The organism is Pseudoxanthomonas sp. G3 (assembly GCF_057654715.1).
Genome location: NZ_CM172805.1, coordinates 1,334,316 through 1,359,728, shown reverse-complemented (window position 1 = coordinate 1,359,728; position 25,413 = coordinate 1,334,316). Strand labels below are relative to the sequence as shown.

The window sequence follows — 25,413 nt, the reverse complement described above, 5'->3', positions numbered from 1 at the left end:
CTACCTCATAGATATCAACCGAAATCGGCTTGATAGAAAGTTTTCAACTGCTTGCCCGCCCTCTTCCAGAACGCCCCTAAGGAGTGAGACTAGATCCGAATCACAGATGGGAACGATCAGATGATGGTTCGCCCTCCACGCATCACTACATCTAGCCAGAAGCCGATCCATATCGTCGACCGCCCTAAATAGAAGAAGGCCAACACATCCGTGGTTTACAGAGAACCTTCCGATCATTTGATCGACCTCCGGATTCTCTAGTTCTCTCGAGTAGTTCTTGCATTCAACCTTCACGAACTGCGCCGGCACGTGAGAGACCTGATGAATTCTATAAAAAAATCCAGATCTCGCCGCGTTGTCGAACACAACATCTATTCTCTTTCTACCTTCGTTTATCTCGCACTCAACTATCGGGGACGTCAGGTTTGGATAGAAGAGAAACTCCAGCGCGCCCACGCACAATCTGTGATACCTAGATGCATCAACTGGACCAGAATCGATACTCGCAAGCTGATCCAGCAAGTAGCTAACTACCGCGGCAGGATCCTCGTCAGACAGCTCATAGTTCTGCAGTGACGAAGAATTCGTAGCCACCCAATTTTTGAAGTCAGCGAATACCCGAGGATGGTTCCTCGTGAACTCGGTAACAAACTCTTTCGAGTATGGAGCAATGGTCTGCTCAAGGGATGCCTTGGTGACGAAGGGCGCGCCGTCCCTTCTATGCTGAACAAGCGCGGTCATCATCTCGATGTTTTCGTGCTGCAAGTACTCAAGAACGAAGCCGCTGTAGTACTTCTTTGGCGTGTACTTCTTTACAAAGGACACGACCGACTTGGGGGTAAGCAGAATTTTTCTACCCTCGATTACAAGGGCCTCTGAATAGTCGCTTTTCCATCGGCGCTCGGCTGAATTCCAGAAGAATCCCGTTGGTCTCTGCAGATCCTGCGGGATCCCCCAGAGATCGCACTGACTCTTGGTGTAGTCGATGAGGTGACGACGAACAATATTGGTCGTCATGTCGGAGACTTTGTCTTTATCGATGCCAGGAATAAAGAGCCTGAAGTCTTCCAGGTCCCCTACGACTCCTGAACTAATAGCATCACTGCCAATGATGCTCTCAAATAAACGATCAGCATCAAACTGCCCGATGGCCCGACCTTGGGGATCACCTCTAGAAAGCCCCAGGCATGTCTCATTAGGTTCGTGCAGGTGATCGAACATGGCTCGAGCCCTGACTAGCTCGCCTGCGCGCACTAGCTCGACGAAAGTTTGAAAGAAGTTCTTTATTGTTTGACTAGCCCCCCTAGACCAGGCATCACTTCTAATCCCGATGAAGAATGGGTCCAAGAAAAGCGGAGTGTCTCTGTCGGTGTCAATATCAACGAAATCAACCTGACTCTGCGTAACGCCGAGATTGAACCGTTCGGTGATCCTCACTACACCTACCTCGCTAGGGAAATCTCCCCTAGCAAGATATGTCATCTCTTTCCCTTCCGCTTAGCGGCAGCGCACGCGCCTTTGCCCAATTGCCGCGTTTGTGGCGCAGTCGTTCGAGCGCAACCAGCACGCAGGGCGGTCAGTCCCGAAGCTTCAACGTCGGGTTCTCATCGATCGTGCCGTCTTCCCGCACCACCACGTAGCGGTCGCCTTCGCGGTTGAACAGCACCGGGATGGGGGTCTTGAAGAGCGGGCGGCGGACGAACTTCAGGTGCCAGTGGAAGGTTTCCATGGTGTGGATGGTGGCCTGCTGCTCCGGCGTGAGGCCGGCCAGCAGCGTGGCGTCGTCCATCTTGTTGGCGCCGGTGCGGCGCTCGGGCGTGCGGGGGGCGGCGCCGGGGGCGTCCGGCGGAGGGGGGCTGCCTGGGCGGTGCGGATCCGACATCCGGTGGGGGAACTCCTGATGGCGTGGAACGGGAACGGGAATGCCTGCCATGCGGCAGGACGCCACCTTGTATCGGCCGAGTTCAAGGAAGCGTGAGGGTGGCGTTGTCGTGGGGGGGATGGGTTCAGGGGAGCGGCGAGGTTCGCGCTCGCCCCTCATCCGCCTTCGGCACCTTCTCCCCGCCTTGCGGGGAGAAGGAACAGCATGGGAAGGAATGGGATCAGGCGCGCAGGACGAGGGACTGGCTTTCGTCGAGGGTGCCGTCTTCGTGGATGACCACGTGGCGGGTGTAGTCGCGGTCGAACAGCACCGGGATGGGCGCCTGGAACAGCGGACGGCGCACGAAGGCCAGGCGCCACTGGAAGATTTCCAGCGCTTCCAGCGTGGTCAACTGCGCGGGCGTCAGGCCGGCGCGCAAGGCGTCCGCGTTCTGCATGGACGCGCCCTTGCGGCGCTCTGGCGTGCGCGGCGCCGCGGCCTGCGGGGCGGAGGCCGGCCAGGGGCCGGTGATGACGGAAGCGTGGGCGGCAGGGCGATGCATGGGGGCTCCAACGACGACAGCGATCTCTGTGGCTTGTAACGGCCGGTCGCGGCCGCTTTTTAGGGTGCTGTGGTCGATGCAAGCCGCGTGCCGGAAGCAGGCGCGCGCATGAAAAAAGCCCCGCTTGTGGCGGGGCTCTCCAGTCGCTGGGTCCCGGCGTGCGCCGGGACGACGGCTTAGGCGAACGGATCCTGCAGGACCATGGTGTGGTCGCGGTCCGGGCCGGTGCTGACGATGGCCAGCGGGCAGCCGGAAAGTTCTTCCAGCGCGCGCAGGTAGGCACGGGCGGCCGGCGGCAGCTTGTCCCACTCGGTGATGCCGTGGGTGTTCTCTTCCCAGCCCGGGAACTCCAGGTACACCGGCGTGCACTCTTCCCAACCGCCGGCATCCAGCGGCGCGTACTCGGTGCGCTTGCCGCGGTACTCGTAGGCGATGCAGATCTTCAGCTTCTCCATGCCGTCCAGCACGTCGAGCTTGGTGATGCACAGGCCGGAGATGCCGTTGATGGCCACGGCGCGCTTGAGCGCGACGATGTCCATCCAGCCGCAGCGGCGCGGACGGCCGGTGGAGGCGCCGTATTCCTGGCCACGATCGCGGATGCCCTGGCCGATCTCATCGTCCAGCTCGGTCGGGAACGGACCGCCGCCCACGCGCGTGGCGTAGGCCTTGCAGATGCCCAGCACGTAGTCGATGGCGTCCGCGCCCACGCCGGTGCCGGCGAACGCGCCGCCGACGGTGGTGTTGGAACTGGTGACGTAGGGATAGGTGCCGTGGTCGATGTCGAGCAGCGCACCCTGCGCGCCTTCGAACAGCACGCGCTTACCCTGCTTGCGCAGGTCGTGCAGGATGCCGGCCACGTCGGACTTCATCGGCTGCACGTACTCGCCGAAGGCGAGCGCTTCATCGTAGGTCTTCTGGAAGTCGACCGCCTCCACGCCCAGGTACTTGGTCAGCACGAAGTTGTGGTAGTCCAGCGCCGTGCGCAGCAGCTCTTCCAGCTGCTTGGGGTAATGCAGGTCGGCCACGCGGATGCCGCGGCGCGCCACCTTGTCTTCGTACGCCGGACCGATGCCGCGGCCGGTGGTGCCGATGGCCTTGCCGCCGGCGGCCTTCTCGCGGGCCTGATCCAGGGCGATGTGGTACGGCATGATCAGCGGGGTGGCCGGGGAGATCTTCAGGCGCGAGCGCACTTCCACGCCGGCCGATTCCAGCTCGGCGATTTCCTTCATCAGGGCCGCTGGCGAGAGCACCACGCCGTTGCCGATCAGGCACAGCGCGTCGGGGCGCAGGATGCCGGACGGAATCAGGTGGAGCACGGTCTTCTTGCCACCGATGACCAGGGTGTGGCCGGCATTGTGGCCGCCCTGGAAGCGGACGACGGCACCGATTTCCTCGGTGAGCAGATCGACGATCTTGCCCTTGCCTTCATCGCCCCACTGGGCGCCGAGAACGACGACTGACTGACCCATGACGGGTAACTCCTCGCTTGGTGGCGGCCATCGGGGCCGCCGGGAAGGGTCGTGTCGGGCTTGGCGCCGTTGCTGCCGGCAGGCTCCATCGGGGAGCCGCCCGCCACGCCGGGCCCAGACACGGAAAAAGCCGGCGGGTATCCCACGCAGGGGGCCCGTCCGGCTTTTGTGCATTATCCGGGTTTCCGGGGGCGGGGGCTACCCTGGGCCAGCGGCCGCGCTGGGGGGTTCAGGAGTCGCGCCAAAAGCAGCCCCTCATCCGGCCTTCGGCCACCGTCTCCTCGCAGGCGGGGAGAAGGAAGCGTGCCGTGAAAGTCCACGCGAAGAGCGCCCTTCATCGGCCTTCGGCCACCTTGTCCCCGCAGGCGAAGAGCAGCGCCGATCCGGCCTTCGGTTCCCTTCTCCCGCTTACGAGGAGAAGGAAGCCGCGGGGAGTGCCTCCCTCTCCTGAAAAGTGGAGGAGAAGGCAAAGCAGCAGGACGCGGCTTTCCCCTTCTCCCTGCGAAGCGGGGAGAAGGTGGCCGAAGGCCGGATGAGGGGCGCTTTCCGATCCGCCCATGCTGCGCTGCCCGATACAGCGCAGATTGCCGTGCACCGACCCTCCCTGCATCAGGAGGACAACACGATGCGGGGAAAGACAAACCACGCGCGCGAACGTCGGCTACGGCGCGACCAGACCGAAGCGGAGCGGGTGCTGTGGCAACACGTGCGCGACCGGCGCCTGCTGGGGTGGAAGTTCCGGCGGCAACGCCGGGTAGGGCCCTACTTCGCCGATTTCACCTGCACGGAAGGACATCTCATCGTGGAACTGGATGGCAGCCAGCATCTCGATGCGGTCGAGCACGACGCGGCGCGCACGAGGTTCCTGGAGACGCGGGGATTTCGAGTGCTGCGATTCTGGAACGATGACGTGCTACGCGAGACGGATGCTGTGCTGGACGCCATCGCTGCCGCGCTCGCCCCTCATCCGCCCTCCGGGCACCTTCTCCCCGCTTGCGGGGAGAAGGGAAAGCATGGGGTCGCTTGCGGGGAGAAGGGAAAGCATGGGCCCGCTTGCGGGGAGAAGGGAAAGCATGGGCCCGCTTGCGGGGAGAAGCGTGCCGCGTTCAGCGCTTCAGCGCCCAGAGGAACGTCAGGCCGAAGATCAGGATGAAGCCGCCCACGGCGCGGACCTGGCCGTCGGACATCTGCAGCAGTTGGACGGCCGCGCGCTTCCAGCCGGCGGGGATGGCGAACAGCACCAGGCCTTCCAGGATGGCGACCAGGCACAGGGCGGACCAGAGTTCGGGCATGGGGGCGTGTCCTGGCCCGCGCGGTGCGGCGGGCGACGGGGAAAAGCGGAGGGGCCGGAATGCAACCGGCCGCCCTGGGGGGCGGCCGGCGGCGGAGATCAGCGATCGTTCTTCATGTACTGGAGGAACGGGTCGTCCTTGTCCAGGACGATCACGCCCTGCCCGTCCGCGAACGAGGCGCGGTAGGCCTCCAGGCTGCGCTGGAAGGCGTAGAACGCCGGGTCGCGGTTGGCGGCGGTGCCGTAGATGCGGGCGGCTTCGGCGTCGCCTTCACCGCGCAGCTTCTGGGCGTCGCGTTCGGCTTCGGCCACCAGCACGGTCTGGTCGCGGTCGGCCTGCGCGCGGATCGTGCGCGCCTGCTCTTCGCCCTCGGCGCGCAGGCGGCTGGCTTCCTGCCGGCGCTGGGCGCTCATGCGCTCGTACACGTTCTGCAGCACGTCGTTGTCCGTCGGCAGGTCGACCTGCTTCAGGCGGATGTCGACGATGCGCATGCCCAGGGCTTTGGCGTCTTCGTTGATAGCGGTCAGCTGCTTGGCGATCAGCTCGTTGCGGTCGCCGGAGACCAGCTGGCGCAGCGTGCGCGAGTTGATCTCGTTGCGCAGCGAGCTGGTGATGATCGGCGAGAGGCGATCGGTGGCGACAGTGTCGACGCCGCCGGTGGCGCGGTAGAACGCGCCCACGTCCTGGATGTAGCCGATGGCGATGAAGTCGACCAGCACGTCCTTCTGCTCGGAGGTGAAGTAACGCGCGGGCGTCATCTCCAGCACCTGCAGCTTGGTGTCGAACACGCGCGCGCTCTCCACCAGCGGCAGCTTGAAGCGCAGGCCGGGCTTGATGTCGGTGCGGACCACGCGGCCGAGGTTGAAGACCATCGCGGTTTCGCCTTCGCGCACCACGTAGACCGAGCCCATCAGGCCCAGCAGCAGGGCCACGGCGATGCCCACCAGCAGTGAAATCCTCATCGTTGGGCCTCCTCGCGGCCAGCCGGTCGCGGCGTGCGCACCGGGCTGCGGATAGTGGACGGGGTGCTGTCGACCTGCGGCATCACCACATCGGCCGGCAGCGGCGCGGCCGGCGTCGACGCCGGCGAGCTGGCGCCCGCCATCGGCACATAGATCAGCTGGCGGCCATCGCCGCCGATCACCTTGCGGTTGTCGGCCAGCACCTGCTGGACGGTTTCCAGCCACAGGCGCTTGCGGGTGACCTCGGGCGCGTTCTTGTATTCGTCCTGCAGCAACGCGAAGCGCTGCGCATCGCCCTGTGCGCGGGCGACGATGGCGGACTTGTAGCCTTCGGCCGCGGTGCGGCGGCGGGCGGCTTCACCGCGGGCTTCCGGCACCACCTTGGCCGCGTAGGCCTGGGCTTCGTTGATCAGGCTCTCGCGTACCTGCTGCGCGCCGTTGACGGCGTCGAAGGCGGGCTGCACTTCTTCCGGCGGACGGGCGTCCTGCAGTTCCAGCGTATTGACCACCAGGCCGGTGCGGTACGCGGCCAGCGACGCCTGCAGGCGTTCGCGAGCGGCTTCGGCCAGCGGACCGCGCTGGTTGATCACGGCGTTGAAGTCCGAACGGCCGACCTGCTCGCGCACGGCGCTCTGCGCGGCCTGCTCGAGCACGGCCACCGCTCCGCGCGTGCCGTACAGGTACAGCTGCGGGTCGCTGATGCGGTACTGCACGTTGAACTGGATGCGGACGATGTTCTCGTCGCGCGTCAGCACGGACACCGTGTTGTTGAAATTGTTGACCTGGGTGGCATTGACCTTGGTCACGCTCTCGATGGGCCAGGGCCACTTGAAGTTGGGGCCGGGCTGCATGGTGCGGGCGTACTGGCCGAAGCGCAGGACCACGCCGCGTTGCTGTTCGCCGATCAGCTGGAAGCTGGAGAACAGGACCAGGATGCCCAGTCCGATCAGCACCCAGCGCAACGGGTTGCCGCCACCGCCGCCACCGGCACCGCCGAACAGGCCGCGCAGGCGGTCGATCACGTCACCCAGGCCGCCGCCCTGACCTTTGCGGGGCTTCCAGCTGTTGTTCCGGTTGCCGTTGTTGCCGGATCCGCCGCTACCAGAGCCGCTTCCAGGGGTGTTCCAGGCCATGCCCACTCCGTTTGAAAGGTTCGCGCGGGCCGCGGGGCCGGCGCGTTCTCGATTCTACTAGATAGGGGCACCCTGGCCGGGAGGCAAGGCCGGGAGGTCATGGGATCCGGGAACCGGCTCCCTGTAGGAGCGACGTAAGTCGCGACCGCACGGGTGGATCGCCTGAGATACGTACCCGTGCGCGGAGACGCCGCGGTCGCGACTCACGTCGCTCCTACAACAGCACGACAGCGCCGGCGCCCTACTGCTGCCAGTCTTCCGCAGCCGCCTTCGGCAACAGCGCTTCCAGCGGGTGGCCGCCGGCCTGCGAGGCCAGGCGTTGCGCGTCGGCCAGGGCGAGGTCGACGGTGACGCGCCAGCCGTGTTCGTCGAAATCCTCCGACAGCACCGCGCCCAGCGCGTGCAGGCGCGAGCGCAGACGGGCCGAGTGCGCGGGCAGTTGCAGTTCGCCACGCACGCGCTGGAAGCCCAGCCGCTGCGCCAGCGCGCCCTTCAGCAGGTCGATGCCCTGCCCGTCGCGCGCGGAAATCCACACGCGTTCGCGCGCGCGGCCGATGCCGACGGCGTCGCTGCCTTCTTCGCCGGCATCCGGATCGGGCTGGTCATGGCGTGGCCCGGCGCCTTCGATGCGGTCGATCTTGTTGAACACCAGCATCTGCGGCAGGTCGCCGGCGCCGATCTCCTGCAGCACCTCATCGACCTGGGCGATGCGCTCCTCGCGGTGCGGATCGGCAGCATCGACGATATGCAGCAGCAGGTCGGCTTCGCGCGCCTCACTCAGGGTGGAGCGGAACGCGGCGACGAGTTCGTGCGGCAGGTCGCGCACGAAGCCCACGGTGTCGGCCAGCACCACCGCGCCGCCGGGCAGGTCGATACGGCGCACGGTGGGGTCCAGGGTGGCGAACAGCTGGTCGGCCGCGTAAGCCTCCGCGCCGGTCAGCACGTTGAACAACGTGGACTTGCCGGCGTTGGTGTAGCCGACGAGGGCCACGCGCGGCAGTTCGCTGCGCACGCGGGCGCGGCGCATCTGGGTACGCTGCACTTCCACCTTCTCGAGCCGTTTCTGCAACTGTTCGACGCGTTTCTGCAGCAGGCGGCGGTCGGTTTCCAGCTGGGTTTCGCCGGGGCCGCGCAGGCCGATGGAGCCGCCGCGCTGGCGCTCCAGGTGGGTCCAGCCGCGGACCAGGCGCGTGGCCATGTGGCGCAGCTGCGCCAGTTCCACCTGCAGCTTGCCTTCGTGGCTGCGGGCGCGCTGGGCGAAGATGTCCAGGATCAGCCCGGTGCGGTCGAGCACGCGGCGCTGCAGAAGTTTTTCCAGGTTGCGTTCCTGGCCGGGCGAGAGCGGGAAGTTGACCAGCACCAGGTCGGCGCCCGTCGCATCGGCGGCGGCCTTCACTTCATCCAGCTTGCCGCTGCCGATCAGGGTGGACGGATTGGGGCGATCGAGGCGCGCGGTGATCAGCGCGGCGATGCTGGCGCCCGCCGAGCGCGCCAGGTCGCTGAACTCCTCGGTGACGCCGTCGTCGAGACGGCCGCTCGCATACGGCTGGATCAGCAGCGCATGCTCGCCCTTGCGGGATCTTTCAAACAATGGGGTCGTGCCTCTTCAAGCGAGGCACGCATTATCACGCGGTTTCGTCGTCGCCGCCTTCCACGCCGTCTTCACCCTGCTGCACGTAGCCGCCGCCGGGCCCCACGCGCACGTTGCGGGCCGGCACCACCGTGGAGATGGCGTGCTTGTAGACCATCTGGCTGACCGTGTTGCGCAACAGGACCACGAACTGGTCGAAGGATTCGATGGTGCCCTGCAGCTTGATGCCGTTGACCAGGTAGACCGACACCGGCACGCGCTCGCGCCGCAGTGCATTCAGGAAAGGATCCTGCAGGGATTGCCCCTTGGACATGACGTACTCCCGCCTTGCGTTCTTATAGTAGGTATGGGTGGTGCTGACCCCGGTGCGGCAAACAGCTCCCCTGCCGACCCGGAGCCCCGATGTTACACAACTCCGGCCCCGGGGGGCGCCGCCAAGTCAGGCAGCCGGTCCCAGTTCCGCGACGGGGACCCGGCAGGCTCAGCCACGCGGCAGGAACAGGTCCAGCGCCTGGGTGAGCCGCGCGCCGTCGGTGGCGGGGTCGAACCAGCGGGCATCGAGCTCGCCACGCAGCCAGGTGAGCTGCCGCTTGGCCAGCTGGCGGGTGGCCTGGATGGCGCGTTCGCGGAAGGCCGCCGCATCGCTCTGCCCGTCCAGGAACTCCCATGCCTGGCGGTAGCCCACTGCGCGCACGGCGGGCAGGTCCAACGGCGCAGCCACGGCCTGCAGGCCGGGCAAGGCGCGCAGGCGGCGGACTTCGTCGAGGAAGCCCTGCGCCAGCATCAGGTCGAAGCGCTGCGCGATCCGCGCGTGCAGCACGGCGCGATCGGCCGGCGCCAGCACCAGCTTGAGCACGCGGAACGGCAGACGCGCGCGGCGCGCTTCGCGCTGCCACTGGCTGATCGACGTGCCGGTCAGGCGGAACACTTCCAGCGCACGCTGGATGCGTTGCGGGTCGGTGGCGTGGATGCGTGCACCGGCCTCGGGATCCACGCGCGCAAGTTCGGCGTGCAGCGCCGGCCAGCCCACCTGCAACGCCTGTGCGGTGATCTGTTCGCGCAGTGCGGCATCGGCGGGGGGCATCGCCGCCAGCCCTTCGAGCAGGGCCTGGAAGTACAGCCCGGTACCGCCGGCCAGCACCGGCAAGCGGCCGCGGGCGACGATGTCGTCCATCGCGCGGCGCGCATCCGCAGCGAAATCGGCGGCCGAATACGCCTGCCATGGATCGCGCACGTCCAGCAGGTGATGCGGCACGCGCGCCTGTTCGTCGGCGGTGGGCTTGGCCGCGCCGATATCCAGGCCGCGATAGACCAGCGCGGAATCGACGCTGACGATCTCGCCATTGAAGCGCTCCGCCACCTCCAGCGCGAACGCCGTCTTGCCCGACGCGGTCGGGCCCATGATGGCGATGGCGGCGGGACGATCGGCGAGCGGCATGCGGGCATTGTCGCATCCGCGGCCAGGCGTCCCCATCAGAGCGGGCCGAGGCTATTCGTCGTCGGGCCAACGGATCGTCGGCGTGGCGGCAGCCTTGCGCAGCGACGGCACCGCGGCGACGGCGTTCCAGACCTTGAGCGCGTCGACGGTGGCGGCGACATCGTGCACGCGCACGATCATCGCGCCGCGCTGGGCGGTGATCAGGTGGGCGGCGACGGAGCCGGCCACGCGGTCCGCCGGCACGTCGCGACCGGTCAGCTCGCCGATGCTGCGCTTGCGCGACAGCCCGGCCAGCACCGGCACGCCGAGTTCGACGAAGCGCTCGAACTGCGCGAGCAACTGCAGGTTGTGCGCCGTGTCCTTGCCGAAGCCGAAACCCGGATCGACGACGATGCGTTTCTTCGTTATGCCAGCCATTTCTGCGGCGAAGATGCGCTCGGCCAGGAAGCGGTGCACCTCCCCGACCACGTCGTCGTACCGCGGTGCGGCCTGCATCGAACGCGGCTCGCCCTGCATGTGCATCAGCACCACCGGTACGCCGAGCGCGGCCGCGGCATCGAGCGCGCCATCGCGGCGCAGGCCGTAGACATCGTTGATCATGCCTGCGCCCGCCTGCACGGCGGCGCGCATGACCTCGGGCTTGGAGGTGTCGATGCTGATCGGCACCGGTACCTGCGCGGCCAGGCGCTCGATCACCGGCACGACGCGGCGCAGTTCCTCCTCCACGTCGACATCCGCGGCACCGGGGCGGGTGGACTCGCCGCCGATGTCGAGCAGGTCGGCGCCTTCTTCCACCAGTTTCAGCGCGTGCGCGACAGCCGCGTCGGTGGTGTCGTGCGCACCGCCGTCGGAGAACGAGTCCGGGGTGACATTGACGATCCCCATGACCTGCGGGCGGTCGAGTCTGAGGAGGCGGCCGGCACAGTCGAGCTGGGGAACGGTGTCGAACATGGGCGGGAAAAAAAGAAAGGCCAGACGCGAGTCTGGCCTTTCATCGTCATGCTGGCAACGCGCCTCAGGTCTGCGCGGCCGGACCGCCGATCGGCGGCAGCGGACGCGATTCGGGCTTGTCGTCGTCCTTGCCGGACTTGTTCCAGCCCATCGGCGGCGGCGGATCGCGGCCTTCCATGATGGCGTCGATCTGCGGCGCATCGATGGTCTCGTACTGCAGCAGCAGGTTGGACATCGTGTGCAGCTTGTCGAGGTTCTCGGTGAGGATGGTCTTGGTCCGCGCATACGCACGATCCAGGATGCCGCGCACCACTTCGTCGATCCGACGCGCCGTCTCGTTGGAGACGTTCTTGTGCTGGGTGACCGAGCGACCGAGGAACACCTCGTCCTCTTCCTCGCCGTAGGCGATCGGGCCCATCTCGTCGCTCAGACCCCACTTGGTGACCATGTTGCGGGCCATCTTGGTGGCGCGTTCGATGTCGTTCGAGGCACCGGTGGTGACCTTGTCCGCGCCGAAGATCAGTTCTTCCGCCACACGGCCGCCGTACAGCGAGCACAGCTGCGATTCGATGGCGACGCGGTTCATCGAGTACTTGTCGCCTTCGGGCAGGTACATCGTCACGCCCAGCGCGCGGCCGCGCGGGATGATGGTGACCTTGTAGACCGGGTCGTGCTCCGGCACCAGACGGCCGACGATGGCGTGGCCGGCCTCGTGATAGGCGGTCAGCGTCTTCTCGTCCTCGCTCATCGCCATCGAACGGCGCTCGGCGCCCATCAGGATCTTGTCGCGCGCGCGGTCGAAGTGGTCCATGCGGACTTCCTTCGCGTTCTCGCGGGCGGCGAACAGGGCGGCCTCGTTGCAGAGGTTGGCCAGGTCGGCGCCGCTGAAGCCGGGGGTGCCGCGCGCGATGACCATCGGCTCGACGTCGTCGGCCAGCGGCAGCTTGCGCATGTGCACGCGCAAGATCTGTTCGCGGCCCTTCACATCGGGCAGGCCCACCACGACCTGGCGGTCGAAGCGGCCCGGACGCAGCAACGCCGGGTCGAGCACGTCGGGACGGTTGGTCGCAGCGATGACGATGACGCCTTCGCCGCCTTCGAAGCCGTCCATCTCGACCAGCAGCTGGTTCAGCGTCTGCTCGCGCTCGTCATGACCGCCACCCAGGCCGGCGCCGCGATGGCGGCCGACGGCGTCGATTTCGTCGATGAAGATGATGCACGGGGCGTGCTTCTTGGCCTGTTCGAACATGTCGCGCACGCGGCTGGCGCCGACGCCGACGAACATCTCGACGAAATCCGAACCGGAAATGCTGAAGAACGGGACCTTCGCCTCGCCGGCGATGGCCTTGGCCAGCAGCGTCTTGCCGGTGCCGGGCTGGCCGACCATCAGCACGCCACGCGGGATCTTGCCGCCCAGCTTCTGGAACTTGCCCGGGTCGCGCAGGAACTCGACCAGCTCGCCCACTTCTTCCTTCGCTTCGTCGCAACCGGCGACGTCGGCGAAGGTGACCTTCACCTGGTCCTCGCCCTGCAGCTTGGCGCGCGACTTGCCGAAGGACATCGCGCCCTTCGCGCCGCCACCGCCGCCCTGCATCTGGCGCATGATGAAGATCCAGAAGCCGATGATCAGCAGCACGGGCAGGAAGTTGAACAGGATCGCGACGAGCGAGATGCCGCTGTCCGGCTGCTCACGGTCGAAGGTGACGTTCTTGCTGATCAGCTCATTGACCAGGCTGGGGTCCTGGGGGCCGTAGACCGTGCCGGTCTGGCCATCCTTCCGCTTGAAGGTGATGGCGTTCGTCGACAGGTTGCTTTCATTGGTGAACTTCACCGACGCCACGCGGCCCGCTTCGACTTCCTGCAGGAACTCGGAATAGGTGACGGCGCCCCCGGCGGTACTCGCGCCGCCCTTGGGCGAGAAGCTCTGGAAGACCACCATCAGCACGACGGCGACGACTACCCACAGCAGCAGATTCTTGGTCAGGTCGTTCATCCTCATCGGCTCCGGCGTTCCTCTTTCGTAATACGCACTTTACGTCACCTTACTTGATCTGGATTCGCTTGCCCTGCCCCAGGGCGTAGACCTCGGGGGAGCGCTTGCGGGAGGCATCCGGCTTGCGGATCGCCACCTTGTCATAGCGGCGGCGAAGCTCGCGGATGTAGTCGTCGGAACCGGCACCCTGGAAAAGCTTGATCAGGAACGCCCCGCCCGGCTTCAGGTGGGCGTCGGCGAACTCCATGGCAAGTTCGGCCAGATGCATCATCCGCGGCTGGTCGACCGCATCCACACCACTCTTATTGGGGGCCATATCCGACAGCACAAGGTCCACGGGCGCGCCGTCCAGCATGGCTTCCAGTTGGGATAGAACGCTGTCCTCCCTGAAATCCCCATGAAGGAAGTCCACCCCCGCCAGCGGCGGCATGTCCAGGATGTCCATGGCCACGACACGGCCGCTGTCGCCCATCGCCTGGCGGACGAACTGCGACCAGCCGCCGGGGGCAGCGCCCAGGTCCACCACCACCATGCCCGGCTTGAGCAGGCGGTCGCGCTCCAGCAGTTCCTCCAGCTTGTAGGCCGCGCGCGAGCGCAGGCCCTCGGCCTGGGCCTTCTTCACGTAGGGGTCGGAGAAGTGTTCCTTCAGCCAGCGCTGGCTGCTCTTGCTGCGGGTAGCCATGACGGCGAGGTCTCCGGGCACGCTGCGACGGGGGCCGCCGGAGCCGTTCTGGGGGGGGGGGTGGCCATGATACCCTGATCCCCCTTTTCGACCCGTACCGTGCCGCATGCCTGTCGCCCTGACCGCCGCCCAGACCCGTTTCCTGCGCGGACAGGCCCATGACCTCAAGGCGCTGCTGCAGATCGGCAACAAGGGCGTCACCCCTGCCTTCATCGCGGAGCTGGATGGCGTGCTGGAGCAGCACGAACTGGTCAAGGTGAAGGTGGCAGGCGAAGACCGCGACGCCCGCGACGCCATGATCGGCGACCTGGCCGAGAGGACCGACGCGGCCCTGGTGCAGCGGATCGGCCACACCGCCGTGCTGTACCGCCCGAGCAAGGAACGCCGGCACATCGTGCTGCCGCGCGGCTGATCCCAGCGCAGGCCGACCGCCATGCAGCTGAGCCACGAACTTCCCGACTACGCCTTCACCCTGCGCTCCGCCGACGGGCAACACGCGCGCGTCAATGACCGCACGCTGGTGGCGAGCTTCATCCTGTCCCCGCAGCAACTGGTCGAGGACTGGCCGGTGCATGACAGCGCGACGCTGACCGCCGAGGACCTGGCGCCGCTGCTGGCGCTGCAGCCGGAAGTGATCCTGCTGGGCACGGGTGAGCGTCAGGTATTCCCGCCTGCTGCGGCGATGGCGGCGTGCCTGCGCCAGGGCGTGGGCCTGGAAGTGATGACCAACGCTGCCGCCGCCCGCACGTTCAATGTGCTGGCCGGCGAATCGCGGCGCGTCGTCGCGGGTTTCCTGCTGGCGCCTCGCTGATTCGGCCGCGACGAATGCGTCGCGCCTTCTTACTGCTCCTCGCCTGCCTGCCGATGGCGGCCTGCCTCGCTCCCGGACCGGACGAAGCCGCGCGCTTCGCCACATGGCAGGCCACGCCCCAGGCCGCGCGCCTGCCCGACTACGAACGTGTGCTGGCTGAAGGCCGCGTCGCGGACGTCGTGCCGATGCAGGCCCTGCTGCGTTCGAGCCGGCGATGGAAGGCCTGCGGGGCGGAAGAATTCCTGCTGCCGCCCGCGGATCGCGCCGCCGCCATCGTCCCCACGCTGCGCGTGGTGCAGCGCCTGCAGGCGGCGGGGTGGCTGGAGGGCCGGGGCATCCGATCGGGCTACCGGTCCGTTGAGCTGAATGCGTGCTCCGGCGGAAGTTCGCGCAGCCGGCACCTGCACAACACCGCGCTGGACTTCGACCTGGCCAGCGACGCCCACGTCGATGACCTGTGCCGGTTCTGGCGCACCCAGGGCCCTGCCCTGGCGATGGGCCTGGGTTTCTACACGCCGACGAAGATCCACATCGACACGTCCGGGTACCGCACCTGGGGCAACGACTATCGGCGCGGCACGTCGCTCTGCATCAGCCGCGCCCAGACGCCGTAATGATCCGATGGCCATGCGCCAGTCGCGTCGGCCTGGTTGAGGATGATGCGCGCATCCATCACGCGGAAGACGCCGCGTTGCGCGAACACATGATCGATGCGCACCGGCGGATGGCCGAGGTACGGATTGAGGGTGGCGTGCGCAGGCGTGTTGGGATCTTCGCCGGCGTGCGCCTCCGCATAGGCGTCGGCGAAACGCGCGACCAGCGCCGTCAGTTCCGGCGTGTGCGAGCGGGTGTTGAAATCGCCACCGATCACCGATGGCACGTCGCCCGCCGTGGCATCGACCAGGTCGAGCAACCCCGCGATCTGTTGCGCGCGGATCGCGCCGCCCGCGGGCGTGTAGTGCAGATGGGTGACGTAGACGTTCAACGGCCGACCTTGCACGGTGGCGCGGACCCAGCCGGCGGTGCGGTAGTCGTCCAGTGGCGCCAGCTTCACTTCGCGCGATGCGTCGATCTTGCCCTTCACCAGGATCGCGTTGCCATAGCGGCGCGCCTGCGCGGGCGCATCGGCGGAGAAGAAGCGGTACTCGTACCCGAGCCGGGACGCCAGCACCTGCGCCTGGTTGGGAAGCGACGCGTCCTGCAGCACTTCCTGCAACACGATCACGTCGGGCGGGAGTGTGCGCAATTCGGCCACGATCAGGTCCTGACGACGCGGCCAGTCCTGTTTGTCGTGCCAGAGGTTCAGCGTGACCACGTCCAGCGACATGGTCTTGCGTGGCGGTTCGCGGACCGCCGACGCGCAACCGGCCAGCGCCCACAGCGCAGTGATCAACAGCGCGGCGGCAAGGCGGCCGCGTCGCGCCGGACCGACGTTCATCGCGCCGGCAGGTATTGCAGCGGATCGACGGGCTTGCCGTTGTGGCGGATCTCGAAGTGCAGCATCTCGCGCGATGCGCCGCTGCTGCCCATTTCGGCGATCTGCTGGCCGGCCTTCACGCTCTGCCCCTCATTGACCAGACGTTTGCGGTTGTGGCCGTAGGCGGACAGCCATTGCTCGCTGTGCTTGACGATGATCAGCTCGCCGTAGCCGACCAGGCCCGCGCCGGAGTACACCACCACGCCATCGGCCGCCGCGCGCACCGACTGGCCGCCGCTGCCGGCGATGTCGATGCCCTGCTTGGTGGCATCGCCGGTGACGAACCGGCCGATGAGATGGCCGTCCGCGGGCCACCGCCAGGCGAAACCGCTGTTCGCCGGCGCGGGCGTTGCCGCGGGACGCGTGATCGGTGCGGGAGGAGGCGTCGGGCGCGTGGTCGTGCCGGTCGAGGGGCGCGTCGGAGTCGTCGTCACGGCAGGACGGCTGCCGCTGGCGGGATAGAGCTTGAGCGACTGCCCGGGGTAGATCGTGTACGGCGGCGCGATGCCGTTCCAGGCCGCGAGATCCTTCACGTCGACGCCGTTGCGGAAGGCGATGCCGTACAACGTGTCGCCGCGCTGCACGCGCACGGTCGCGCCCGGCTTGGCCTGCGAGGGCTTGCGTGTGGACGACGATGCCGAGGGCTCACGCACCACCGTGGTCGAACAGGCGGCGAGCATCGCCACGGCCAGGCCGATCAAAAGGGCGCGTGTCATGCGGAAGCCGATGCGGTGCGTCGTGGTCATGCGTTTGGTCGTGTCCTCGCTGGGCGCGGCGGCGCGGCGTCAGCCGGTCAGCCGCTGGAAGAGTTCGCGTACGGCCACCCCACCGCCGCCGATCAGCACACTGAAGTAGACGATCGTCCCGATGTTCGCCAGATGGCCCAGCAGGATCGCGCCGCCATCGCGCTGGATGAAGCCGATGGCGTAGAGCAGCAGGGCCAAGGCTGGCAGGGTATTGCTGAACGGTACGAATCCGAAGGGCGCCATCAGCAGCAGCGCGGCAAGGATGAAGGCCAGGTTGTTGAACACGCCCTGCCCCGGACCGTCGACGAGGAAACGCAGCCGGTGCGGACGGCTGATCTTCTCCATCCTGCGCACCCACACCAGCCCGCCCGTCAGGCCCGGCCGCAGTCGGTCCGCAGGCAACGCCTTGTGCTTCACGCGTGCCGGCAACCACAGCGGCCGATTGAACAGCCGGCTGATGCCGACCAGCAGGATGGCCGCGCCGAACACCGTGCTCACGCCGGGGATCGATACGGGAATCAGGAACACCAGCGTCAGCAGGATGGTGAGCAGCAGCAGGCCTTCGTCGCTGAAGACTTCCAGCAACTCGCCAAGGCTCAAGGTGTCCGGCGGCAGCCGTTCGATGATGCCCTCGAGCTGCTGGCCCAGCGAAGCGGTCGGGTCGATGCTTCCGGTGCGTGGCGTCTCGGTCATATCAGTCCAGCGTGCCCGACAGCAGCGGCACGAACACGACCGGCGCCAGCGTGGTTTCCTCGACGCTGCCGTCCTCGCGCTTCACCAGCCGTACCAGCGACTGCGAACCGCTGCCGCCCACCGGCGCGACGAGCTGCCCACCCACCGCGAGCTGCTCGACCAGCACCGGCACCAGCGCCGGCGCGGCGGCGGTGACGATGATGCCGTCGTACGGACCATGCTCGGCCCAGCCGATGCGGCCGTCGTCGTGCTTGCTGCGCACGTTCATGCCCAATTGGCGCAGGCGCTTGCGAGCCTGGCGCAGCAGATCGCCGATGCGCTCGACTGTGTAGACCTCCAGCCCGAGGATCGCGAGCACCGCGGCCTGGTAGCCGGAACCGGTCCCGATCTCGAGCACCTTCTTCGGTGCGTTCTGCAGCAGCACTTCGGTCATCCGCGCGACCACCCACGGCTGCGAGATGGTCTGGCTGTGTCCGATCGGCAGTGCGGTGTCTTCGTACGCACGCGTCGCCAGCGCTTCATCGACGAACAGATGGCGCGGCAGCGTGCGGATGGCGTTGAGCACGCGCTCGTCGGCGATGCCGGATTCGCGCAGGCGTTCGACCAGACGGTCGCGCACGCGCTGCGAGGTCATGCCCATGCCCACCGCTTCGGGCTGCAGCCGCAAGCGCGGCGTCACGCCGAATCCTCCAGCGCTGCGGTGAGTCCACCGACCCAGCCGGCGACCTTCTCCAGCGCTTGGTAGCGGGTCAGGTCGACGTGGATCGGCGTGATCGAGATGTGGCCGGTGCGTACGGCGTGGAAATCGGTACCGGGGCCAGCGTCCTGCTCGCGACCGGCGGGTCCGATCCAGTAGACCGTGTTGCCGCGCGGATCGGGCTGCGGGACGCAGGCCTCGGAGCGGTGGCGATTGCCCAAGCGGGTGACTTCGAAACCGCGTACGTCGGCCCATGCCAGATCCGGCACGTTGACGTTGAGGATGGTGTCGGCGGGCAACGGGTCGGACTTCAGGCGCGCCACGATTTCCACGGCAGCGCGCGCGGCGGTTTCGTAGTGCTTCGCGTCGTGGTTCTTGGTGGCCAGCGACATCGCCACCGCCGGCAGGCCCAGGAAGCGCCCTTCCATCGCGGCCGACACGGTGCCCGAATAGATGACGTCATCGCCCAGGTTGGCGGTGTTGTTGATGCCCGACACCACGATGTCCGGCTCGAATTCCAGCATGCCGGTCAGGGCCAGGTGGACGCAGTCGGTCGGCGTGCCCGCGATGCTGCACGTGTAGTGATCGATGCGCTTGAGCCGGATCGGCAGATCGAGCGTCAGCGAGTTGCTGGCGCCGGAGCGGTCGCGGTCGGGCGCGACCACATACACCTCATGGCCCGCGCTGCGCAGGCCCTCTGCCAGGATTCGGATGCCGGGGGCGTCGACGCCGTCGTCGTTGCTGACCAGTACGCGCATGGGTTTCCTCGGGGACAGCCCCATGATACCGGAACCGCGCCTACGCTTGCCGCACTCACGCGATCTGGTCGCGATCCGGTGATGCCGCTACGCTGACGGCATGGCCAAGCCCTCGCCCCCCGACGACGACGATGCCGCCCTGTTCCGCGACGCGATCGGCGATGTGCGACGGCTGGACGACACGCCGCTACCGCCTCGCAAGGCGCCGCCGAAGCCGCGCGCACGTATGGCGGAACGGGACGAGTTGGACGCACGCAGCGAGTTCCAACGCGGCCTGGACGCGGTGGATCTCCTCGCGGCGGGCGATGTGCTCAGCCATCGGCGCGACTCGGTACCACCGCGGGTGTTCCAGCGATTGAAGCGCGGACAGTTCTCGGCCCAGGACGAACTGGACCTGCACGGGGCCACGGCCTTGCAGGCGGAGGGCTTGATGCGGCAGTTCCTGGCGGAAGCGCACCAGCACGACCACGGCTGCGTCCGCATCATTCACGGCAAGGGCGCGCGTTCGGACGCCGGCGCGCCGGTGCTCAAGAACGTGGTGGATCGCGTCCTGCGCCAGCGCGCGGACGTGCTTGCGTTTCATTCGGCGCCGCCCGCGCAGGGCGGCACCGGTGCAGTGCTGGTGCTGCTGGCGCGCCGTTGAGCGTGCTGCGGATGGTCAGTGGGCGGTCGCGATCGGCACCATCACCGTCTTCGTGGGGGGATTGACCCAGACGACACGGGTACCGCGCACTTTGGCCACGGTGTTGACGTAGCCCACGTAATCTTCATCCACCTGCGTCTGGCGCTGCATCAGCGGCGCATCCGACGTGCGCGCCGTCTGGGTGCTGGCGCAGCCCACAAGCGATACGGTGAGGAACAGGGTAGAGGCAAGGCAGTTGAGGCGACTCATGGCGACCTCCTAGAAGCGGGAACGATCTACGACCCTCACGGCCGGCGATGAGGCGATCCGCCGCCGCTGTTTCCGCTTATACGCCCGCTTACACGCGCCGGCAGTGCTGACCTGCGCTTTCCGACGAACGGCTCAGGAACGGGGCGCCTCGCTGACATCCCCCAATTCGTGCAGCACGCCCGTCGCGTAGCTACCAGGCGGAAGCGCGAACGTCAGCCGCAGCGCGTCCGGACCGATCCAGTCCCACGCGAGGCTATCGAGCCTGAGGCGGAGCGCACGGCGTTCCTGCCGGAGCCCTTCGCGCTCCAGCCCCGCTTTCAACGCGAGCGCATCATCAGCGAGCATCGCCGCGTCCTCGCACGCCCGCGCGGCGGCCTGTGCACGCGATTCGCCCTCGCCCCACAAGGGGCCGGTCGGGTGGATATCGAAGTCCGCCAGGCGCTGCGCCAGCGCCTCGCTCCATGGCTCCGGGCCGAACACGCTGCGGCTGCCGGCGAGCATCCACACCTCGCCGTCGAGGCCCCGGTTCCAACTGCCATCCGCGAGCCTGGCCGCGAGGACGCGGTTGAACAGTTCCGAGCGCGCCGCCGACAGCAGTATCGAGCGCTGATCGCGTCGTACCCGGCGCCCGGCGAACATCGCCAGCGCGGCCGCCACGTTGCCGCCATCGCGACCGAAGCGCTGCTCGCCGAACCAGTTCGGCAATCCCCGGGCCGCGATCTCGCCAAGCCGCGCATCGATGGCATCCCGCTCGCCGGTCACGTCGCGCAACACCAGTTCGAAGCGATTGCCGGCCAGCGCGCCCCGCGGGAGTTTACGGGCATGCCACGACGCGCCGATGACCTTCATGTCGTCCGACACCAGGCCGGCGAGGTCCGGTGCCACTTTGCGCGGCAGGTGCACGCTGAAACGCTGGCGGGTGACGGCGTGCCGGTCCTTCAGGCCCGCGTAGCCGACGCCCATCTCGGCGATGCCCGCCCAGCTCGCGATGCGCTTGGCCGCGAATGCGGTATTCATGCCGCGCTTCTCGATCGTCAGCAGCAGGTGCTCGCCCTCCCCGGAGGGTTCGAAACCGGGGAGCTCCTCGACAAAGAAATCCTCGGGCGTGCGGCGGAAACATGCCGTCAGCACGGGCGCGCCGAATGCGCGCGGCAGGGCTTCGCTCACGCCTTCACCAGCAACACGACGGCCTGCGCGGCGATGCCTTCGCCCCGACCGGTAAAGCCGAGCGTCTCGGTAGTGGTGGCCTTGATACTCACCGCATCCACCCCGATCCCAAGATCCTGCGCCACGCAGGCGCGCATGGCCTCGGCATGCGGCCCCACCTTGGGGCGCTCGCAGATGACGGTGACATCCGCATTGCCGACGCACCAGCCGCGCTCCCGCAGCAGGGCATCGCAATGGCGCACGAAGGCGCGACTGTCGGCGCCCTTCCAGCGATCATCGGAAGGCGGGAAATGCTTGCCGATATCGCCCAGCGCCAGCGCGCCCAGCATGGCGTCGCACAGCGCGTGCAGGACGACATCACCATCGCTGTGCGCCAGCACGCCGCATACGTGCGGCACGCGCACGCCGCCGAGCATGATGTGGTCGCCCTCGCCGAAGGCATGCACGTCAAAGCCATGGCCGATGCGGATGTTCAACGTGTCAGGCATGGCAATCCCGTATCGGTCAGGCGCGACGCGCCAGCTCGAACTCGAACCGTTCGAGATCCGCGCGCGTGGTGATCTTGAAGTTACTTTCCGCGCCTTCGACGAGCAACGGCCGCAGGCCCTGCCGCTCCATCGCCATGGCCTCGTCGGTCACTTCAATGCCGTCGGCGGTCGCCGCTTCCAGCGCACGCGTCAGTTGCAGGCGGCGGAACAATTGGGGGGTGAACGCGCGCCACAGCCGTTCGCGCGGCTCGGTGCCGTCGATACCGCCGTCATCGCCCGCCCGCTTGAGCGTGTCGCGCACGGGGGCAGCCAGGATCGCACCGACGGGGTCGTTTCGACCACGTTCCAGCAGCTGCGCCAAGTCTTCGCGACCGAGGTTCGGTCGCGCCGCGTCATGCACCAGGACGAAGTCGTCCGCACGCACGCTGGCCGGCAGCGCCTGCAGCCCGGCCAGCACGGAAGCAGCGCGTGTCGCGCCGCCCGTGCAGGTGATCAGGGGCCGTCCGTCGTACTCGCTCCAGCCCGGCCAGTCCGGATCGTTCTCCGACACCGGCACCACCACGCCTTCCAACGCGTCGTGCGCGAACAGTGCCTGCAGCGTCCAGGCAATGAGTGGACGATCGCGCACGCTCAGGTACTGCTTCGGCAGCTCACTGCCGAACCGGGTGCCGCGACCGGCGGCCGGCACCACCGCCCAGACACCCGCCATCAGGGAGCGGCCTCTTCTTCCGTCTCGGCCGCGGCCGCATCGCCGGTCGGCGCGGCGGGGACCGATTCGACCACGCGATAGAACTTCTCGCCCGGCTTGATCATACCCAGCTCGCTGCGGGCACGCTCCTCCACCGCCGATTCGCCGGACTTCAGATCCTCGACTTCGGCGGCGAGCGCGTCGTTGCGTTCCTGCAGGCCTGCGTTCTCGCGCTTCTGCAGCTCGACCTGTTGTTCCAGCGCGACGACCTGGCCCGAACTGCCGACGCCGAACCAGAACTTGTACTGCAGCCATCCCAGCAGCAGTACCAGCACCAGCAGAAGCCAGGGCGCCTTGCGCATGGATTACTTCTTCAGCGAGACGAAGGCGTTGCGGCCGGCATAGCGCGCCTTGCTGCCGAGCGCCTCTTCGATCCGCAGCAGTTGGTTGTACTTGGCCACGCGGTCGCTGCGGCACAGCGAGCCGGTCTTGATCTGGGTCGCCGTGGTGGCCACCGCAATGTCGGCGATGGTAGTGTCCTCGGTCTCGCCGGACCGGTGCGACACGATCGCCGCATAGCCTGCGTGGTGCGCCATGGAGATCGCTTCCAGCGTCTCGCTCAGCGTGCCGATCTGGTTGACCTTGATCAGGATGGCGTTGGCCGTGCCGGACTCGATGCCTTCCTTGAAGATCTTCGGGTTGGTGACGAACAGGTCGTCGCCGACCAACTGCACCTTCTTGCCGATCCGGTCGGTCAGCAGCTTCCAGCCCGCCCAATCGTCCTCGGCCAGACCGTCCTCGATCGTGATGATGGGGTACTGCGCGGCCCAATCGGCCAGGAAGTCCACGAACTGCTCGCTGGTCAGGCGCTTGTTCTCGCCCACCAGGTGGTACTTGCCGTTGTCGAAGAACTCGCTGGAGGCCACGTCCAGGCCCAGCAGCACGTCCTCGCCTACGGTGTAACCGGCCCTGCCGATCGCCTCGAGGATGGTGTCCAGCGCTTCCACGTTGCTGCGGAAATCCGGGGCGAAGCCGCCCTCATCGCCGACTGCCGTACTCAGGCCATGGCCCTTCAGCACCGACTTCAGCGAGTGGAAGATCTCGGTACCGGCGCGCAACGACTCGGCGAACGAATCGAAGCCGACCGGCAGCACCATGAACTCCTGGAAGTCCACGTTGTTGTCCGCATGGGCACCGCCGTTGATGATGTTCATCATCGGCACCGGCAGGGTCACGTCGCCGGTGGCGAGGTACTGCCACAGCGGCTGCTTCTTCGAGGCCGCCACCGCATGCGCGTTGGCCAGCGACACGCCCAGCAGCGCATTGGCGCCCAGCCGGCCTTTGTTCTCGGTGCCGTCCAGGTCGATCAGGCGACGGTCCAGCCCTTCCTGGTCGGCGGCATCGAAGCCCTTCAGTGCCGCGGCGATCGTGGTGTTGACGTTCTCCACCGCCTTGCGCACACCCTTGCCCAGGTAGCGCGTCTTGTCGCCATCGCGCAGTTCCACGGCTTCCTTGGTGCCGGTCGAGGCGCCGGACGGCACCATGGCGCGACCGAAGGAACCGTCGTCCAGCGTGACCTCGGCTTCGAGGGTGGGATTGCCGCGGGAATCGAGGATTTCGCGGGCGTGGATCTTGGCGATGGTGGTCATGGTGTCGATCGGGGGTCCGTGGATTGGAGTTGTCGTACGAACGTCAAGGTAGCTCGGGTATGGGCGGGATCGTGCTGGGAAAATCGAACCGAAAACGGGTGGACATCGCGCAGACCCTGTGGCTGCCCTGCGCGCGCGTACGAAGAAACAAAGATTAACGCTGTTTTCCCTTCGACATCTGGCGAAGTTATCCAGGGTCCGCATGAAGGCGGGGGCGGCGGGGGCGGAATTGGCATGTCGGGAACCGCACGCCAAACCACGCCACCCGTCAAAGTCCCTCGAGCCGGTGGTTTGCCCTTCAGGATCTCCACCACTTCAAAGTCGGCGGTTGCGAGGAAGTAGGGATTTCGTGCCTCCTGCGCGCGCTCAGCGTAGTTCTCGAGCCTTGCGACGAAGATCTCATGGCTTTCGCTGTACGCCTTGGACAAGTCTTGGGTCGGGTCGCCCGAACCCATTTGACAGGCGTCCGCGCGTGGCACCGCCGCCGTTACGGCCACCAGCACAACCAGCATCCCGCCAGTCGCTCGATTCATGGCTTAGACCGTCGACTCCAGAAACCCGTTCTTCTTGGTGATCGTATCCAGCGCCAGCAGCGTTTCCAGCAGCGCTTCCATCTTGTCCAGCGGCCACGCGTTCGGGCCATCGGACAGGGCCTTGGCGGGGTCCGGATGCGTCTCCGCGAACAGGCCGGCCACCCCGACGGCGACCGCCGCGCGCGCCAGCACCGGCACGAATTCGCGCTGGCCACCCGAGCTGGTGCCCTGCCCGCCAGGCAACTGCACCGAATGGGTCGCGTCGAACACGACCGGGCAACCAGTATCGCGCATCACGCTCAACGAACGCATGTCGCTGACGAGGTTGTTGTAGCCGAAAGACGCGCCACGCTCGCATACCAGGATGTCCTGATTACCGGTGGACTTGGCCTTGTCAACCACGGGCCTCATGTCCCACGGCGACAGGAACTGGCCTTTCTTGATGTTGACCGGCTTGCCCGCCGAGCAGACTTTCTTGATGAAGTCGGTCTGGCGCACGAGGAAAGCAGGCGTCTGCAGCACGTCGACGACGGCAGCGACCTCATCCATCGGCGTGTACTCGTGCACGTCGGTCAGCACCGGCACGGCGACCTGCTTCTTCACCGCATCCAGCACCTTCAGGCCTTCTTCCATGCCGGGGCCGCGGAAGCTGGTGCCGGAGGTGCGGTTGGCCTTGTCGAAGCTCGACTTGAAGATGAAGTTCATCCCCAGCTTGCCGGTGATTTCCTTCAGGCGGCCAGCCACGTCGATCTGCAACTGCATCGATTCGATCACGCACGGGCCGGCGATCAGGAACAGGGGCTGGTCGAGACCGACGTCGAATCCACAGAGTTTCATTCATCACTCCTTCGTTGCAGGCGCCGCGGGCGGCGCCGGTGCA

Annotated in this window: 29 protein-coding genes and 1 pseudogene; 5 read left to right on the top strand and 25 right to left on the bottom strand. The window is 67.0% G+C overall.

Features of this window, described 5'->3' with window-relative positions; all coding sequences use genetic code 11:
- From AC23D6_RS06390 to AC23D6_RS06375, 4 genes are all read right to left on the bottom strand, one after another.
- Window positions 1–1,482 carry a hypothetical protein gene (locus AC23D6_RS06390; RefSeq protein WP_487751946.1) on the bottom strand — a complete coding sequence of 494 codons (1,482 nt, stop codon included), beginning with the start codon at window positions 1,480–1,482 and terminating at the stop codon, window positions 1–3.
- A gap of 94 nt (window positions 1,483–1,576) precedes the next feature.
- On the bottom strand, window positions 1,577–1,882 hold the full coding sequence (locus AC23D6_RS06385; protein WP_487751945.1) for a hypothetical protein: 306 nt from the start codon (window positions 1,880–1,882) through the stop codon (window positions 1,577–1,579).
- A gap of 220 nt (window positions 1,883–2,102) precedes the next feature.
- A complete protein-coding gene (locus tag AC23D6_RS06380; RefSeq protein WP_487751944.1) occupies window positions 2,103–2,423 on the bottom strand; it encodes a hypothetical protein in 321 nt (106 codons plus the stop codon).
- Window positions 2,424–2,599: 176 nt separating this feature from the next.
- Window positions 2,600–3,892, bottom strand: a complete 1,293-nt coding sequence (locus AC23D6_RS06375) for an adenylosuccinate synthase (RefSeq protein WP_487751943.1) — start codon at window positions 3,890–3,892, stop codon at window positions 2,600–2,602.
- Window positions 3,893–4,517: 625 nt separating this feature from the next.
- On the opposite strand from AC23D6_RS06375, the pseudogene AC23D6_RS06370 reads away from it, so the two are divergent.
- A pseudogene (locus AC23D6_RS06370) lies at window positions 4,518–4,871 on the top strand (endonuclease domain-containing protein); the annotation flags it as partial.
- 127 nt (window positions 4,872–4,998) lie between these two features.
- Here AC23D6_RS06370 and AC23D6_RS06365 read toward each other — a convergent pair.
- The 9 genes from AC23D6_RS06365 to rlmE form a co-directional block, all read right to left on the bottom strand.
- Window positions 4,999–5,184 (bottom strand): DUF2065 domain-containing protein, encoded by a 186-nt coding sequence (locus AC23D6_RS06365; protein WP_487751942.1) that lies wholly within the window; start codon window positions 5,182–5,184, stop codon window positions 4,999–5,001.
- Between the two features lie 98 nt (window positions 5,185–5,282).
- Window positions 5,283–6,146, bottom strand: coding sequence for a protease modulator HflC (gene hflC / locus AC23D6_RS06360; RefSeq protein WP_487751941.1), 864 nt, complete (start codon window positions 6,144–6,146; stop codon window positions 5,283–5,285).
- Window positions 6,143–7,279 (bottom strand): FtsH protease activity modulator HflK, encoded by a 1,137-nt coding sequence (gene hflK, locus AC23D6_RS06355; protein ID WP_487751940.1) that lies wholly within the window; start codon window positions 7,277–7,279, stop codon window positions 6,143–6,145. The genes hflC and hflK overlap by 4 nt, the downstream gene beginning before the upstream one ends.
- A 241-nt stretch (window positions 7,280–7,520) precedes the next feature.
- Window positions 7,521–8,870 carry a ribosome rescue GTPase HflX gene (gene hflX / locus AC23D6_RS06350; RefSeq protein WP_487751939.1) on the bottom strand — a complete coding sequence of 450 codons (1,350 nt, stop codon included), beginning with the start codon at window positions 8,868–8,870 and terminating at the stop codon, window positions 7,521–7,523.
- Between the two features lie 34 nt (window positions 8,871–8,904).
- A complete protein-coding gene (gene hfq / locus AC23D6_RS06345; protein ID WP_487751938.1) occupies window positions 8,905–9,183 on the bottom strand; it encodes an RNA chaperone Hfq in 279 nt (92 codons plus the stop codon).
- 168 nt (window positions 9,184–9,351) lie between these two features.
- Window positions 9,352–10,308, bottom strand: coding sequence for a tRNA (adenosine(37)-N6)-dimethylallyltransferase MiaA (gene miaA, locus AC23D6_RS06340; protein WP_487751937.1), 957 nt, complete (start codon window positions 10,306–10,308; stop codon window positions 9,352–9,354).
- A gap of 51 nt (window positions 10,309–10,359) precedes the next feature.
- Complete coding sequence (folP, locus tag AC23D6_RS06335; RefSeq protein WP_487751936.1) at window positions 10,360–11,259, bottom strand: dihydropteroate synthase; 900 nt, start codon at window positions 11,257–11,259, stop codon at window positions 10,360–10,362.
- 64 nt (window positions 11,260–11,323) lie between these two features.
- The gene (gene ftsH / locus AC23D6_RS06330) at window positions 11,324–13,252 is read right to left on the bottom strand and encodes an ATP-dependent zinc metalloprotease FtsH (protein WP_487751935.1); all 1,929 of its coding nucleotides are present in this window, start codon (window positions 13,250–13,252) and stop codon (window positions 11,324–11,326) included.
- Between the two features lie 49 nt (window positions 13,253–13,301).
- A complete protein-coding gene (gene rlmE / locus AC23D6_RS06325) occupies window positions 13,302–13,934 on the bottom strand; it encodes a 23S rRNA (uridine(2552)-2'-O)-methyltransferase RlmE (protein ID WP_487751934.1) in 633 nt (210 codons plus the stop codon).
- A gap of 106 nt (window positions 13,935–14,040) precedes the next feature.
- On the opposite strand from rlmE, the gene yhbY reads away from it, so the two are divergent.
- From yhbY to AC23D6_RS06310, 3 genes are read left to right on the top strand one after another with little or no spacing between them, the layout of a single operon-like run.
- A complete protein-coding gene (gene yhbY / locus AC23D6_RS06320) occupies window positions 14,041–14,346 on the top strand; it encodes a ribosome assembly RNA-binding protein YhbY (RefSeq protein WP_487751933.1) in 306 nt (101 codons plus the stop codon).
- Between the two features lie 21 nt (window positions 14,347–14,367).
- Window positions 14,368–14,745 (top strand): Mth938-like domain-containing protein, encoded by a 378-nt coding sequence (locus AC23D6_RS06315; protein ID WP_487751932.1) that lies wholly within the window; start codon window positions 14,368–14,370, stop codon window positions 14,743–14,745.
- Between the two features lie 14 nt (window positions 14,746–14,759).
- Window positions 14,760–15,359 (top strand): D-Ala-D-Ala carboxypeptidase family metallohydrolase, encoded by a 600-nt coding sequence (locus tag AC23D6_RS06310; RefSeq protein WP_487751931.1) that lies wholly within the window; start codon window positions 14,760–14,762, stop codon window positions 15,357–15,359.
- Here the strand turns inward: AC23D6_RS06310 and AC23D6_RS06305 are convergent.
- Genes AC23D6_RS06305 through surE form a run of 5 tightly spaced genes read right to left on the bottom strand, consistent with a single transcriptional unit; the run spans window position 15,311 to window position 19,116 of the window.
- Window positions 15,311–16,183: an endonuclease/exonuclease/phosphatase family protein gene (locus AC23D6_RS06305; RefSeq protein ID WP_487751930.1), complete on the bottom strand. Its 873-nt coding sequence runs from the start codon at window positions 16,181–16,183 to the stop codon at window positions 15,311–15,313. The genes AC23D6_RS06310 and AC23D6_RS06305 overlap by 49 nt on opposite strands.
- On the bottom strand, window positions 16,180–16,968 hold the full coding sequence (locus AC23D6_RS06300; protein WP_487751929.1) for a peptidoglycan DD-metalloendopeptidase family protein: 789 nt from the start codon (window positions 16,966–16,968) through the stop codon (window positions 16,180–16,182). Before AC23D6_RS06300 ends, AC23D6_RS06305 begins: the two co-directional genes overlap by 4 nt.
- 39 nt (window positions 16,969–17,007) lie before the next feature.
- On the bottom strand, window positions 17,008–17,661 hold the full coding sequence (locus AC23D6_RS06295; RefSeq protein ID WP_487751928.1) for an exopolysaccharide biosynthesis protein: 654 nt from the start codon (window positions 17,659–17,661) through the stop codon (window positions 17,008–17,010).
- Between the two features lies 1 nt (window position 17,662).
- Window positions 17,663–18,340: a protein-L-isoaspartate(D-aspartate) O-methyltransferase gene (locus tag AC23D6_RS06290; protein ID WP_487751927.1), complete on the bottom strand. Its 678-nt coding sequence runs from the start codon at window positions 18,338–18,340 to the stop codon at window positions 17,663–17,665.
- On the bottom strand, window positions 18,337–19,116 hold the full coding sequence (gene surE, locus AC23D6_RS06285; protein ID WP_487751926.1) for a 5'/3'-nucleotidase SurE: 780 nt from the start codon (window positions 19,114–19,116) through the stop codon (window positions 18,337–18,339). The genes AC23D6_RS06290 and surE overlap by 4 nt, the downstream gene beginning before the upstream one ends.
- A gap of 100 nt (window positions 19,117–19,216) precedes the next feature.
- On the opposite strand from surE, the gene AC23D6_RS06280 reads away from it, so the two are divergent.
- On the top strand, window positions 19,217–19,759 hold the full coding sequence (locus AC23D6_RS06280; RefSeq protein ID WP_487751925.1) for a Smr/MutS family protein: 543 nt from the start codon (window positions 19,217–19,219) through the stop codon (window positions 19,757–19,759).
- 15 nt (window positions 19,760–19,774) lie between these two features.
- Here AC23D6_RS06280 and AC23D6_RS06275 read toward each other — a convergent pair whose 3' ends face one another.
- From AC23D6_RS06275 to kdsA, 7 genes are all read right to left on the bottom strand, one after another.
- A complete protein-coding gene (locus AC23D6_RS06275; protein WP_487751924.1) occupies window positions 19,775–20,008 on the bottom strand; it encodes a hypothetical protein in 234 nt (77 codons plus the stop codon).
- A 132-nt stretch (window positions 20,009–20,140) separates the two neighbouring features.
- On the bottom strand, window positions 20,141–21,175 hold the full coding sequence (truD, locus tag AC23D6_RS06270; protein WP_487751923.1) for a tRNA pseudouridine(13) synthase TruD: 1,035 nt from the start codon (window positions 21,173–21,175) through the stop codon (window positions 20,141–20,143).
- A complete protein-coding gene (ispF, locus tag AC23D6_RS06265) occupies window positions 21,172–21,663 on the bottom strand; it encodes a 2-C-methyl-D-erythritol 2,4-cyclodiphosphate synthase (protein ID WP_487751922.1) in 492 nt (163 codons plus the stop codon). Before ispF ends, truD begins: the two co-directional genes overlap by 4 nt.
- A gap of 16 nt (window positions 21,664–21,679) precedes the next feature.
- Complete coding sequence (ispD, locus tag AC23D6_RS06260) at window positions 21,680–22,372, bottom strand: 2-C-methyl-D-erythritol 4-phosphate cytidylyltransferase (protein ID WP_487751921.1); 693 nt, start codon at window positions 22,370–22,372, stop codon at window positions 21,680–21,682.
- Window positions 22,372–22,713, bottom strand: a complete 342-nt coding sequence (gene ftsB, locus AC23D6_RS06255; RefSeq protein ID WP_487751920.1) for a cell division protein FtsB — start codon at window positions 22,711–22,713, stop codon at window positions 22,372–22,374. Before ftsB ends, ispD begins: the two co-directional genes overlap by 1 nt.
- A gap of 3 nt (window positions 22,714–22,716) precedes the next feature.
- Window positions 22,717–24,000: a phosphopyruvate hydratase gene (gene eno, locus AC23D6_RS06250; RefSeq protein ID WP_487751919.1), complete on the bottom strand. Its 1,284-nt coding sequence runs from the start codon at window positions 23,998–24,000 to the stop codon at window positions 22,717–22,719.
- Between the two features lie 536 nt (window positions 24,001–24,536).
- Complete coding sequence (gene kdsA / locus AC23D6_RS06245; protein WP_487751918.1) at window positions 24,537–25,370, bottom strand: 3-deoxy-8-phosphooctulonate synthase; 834 nt, start codon at window positions 25,368–25,370, stop codon at window positions 24,537–24,539.
- Window positions 25,371–25,413: the final 43 nt, after the last annotated feature.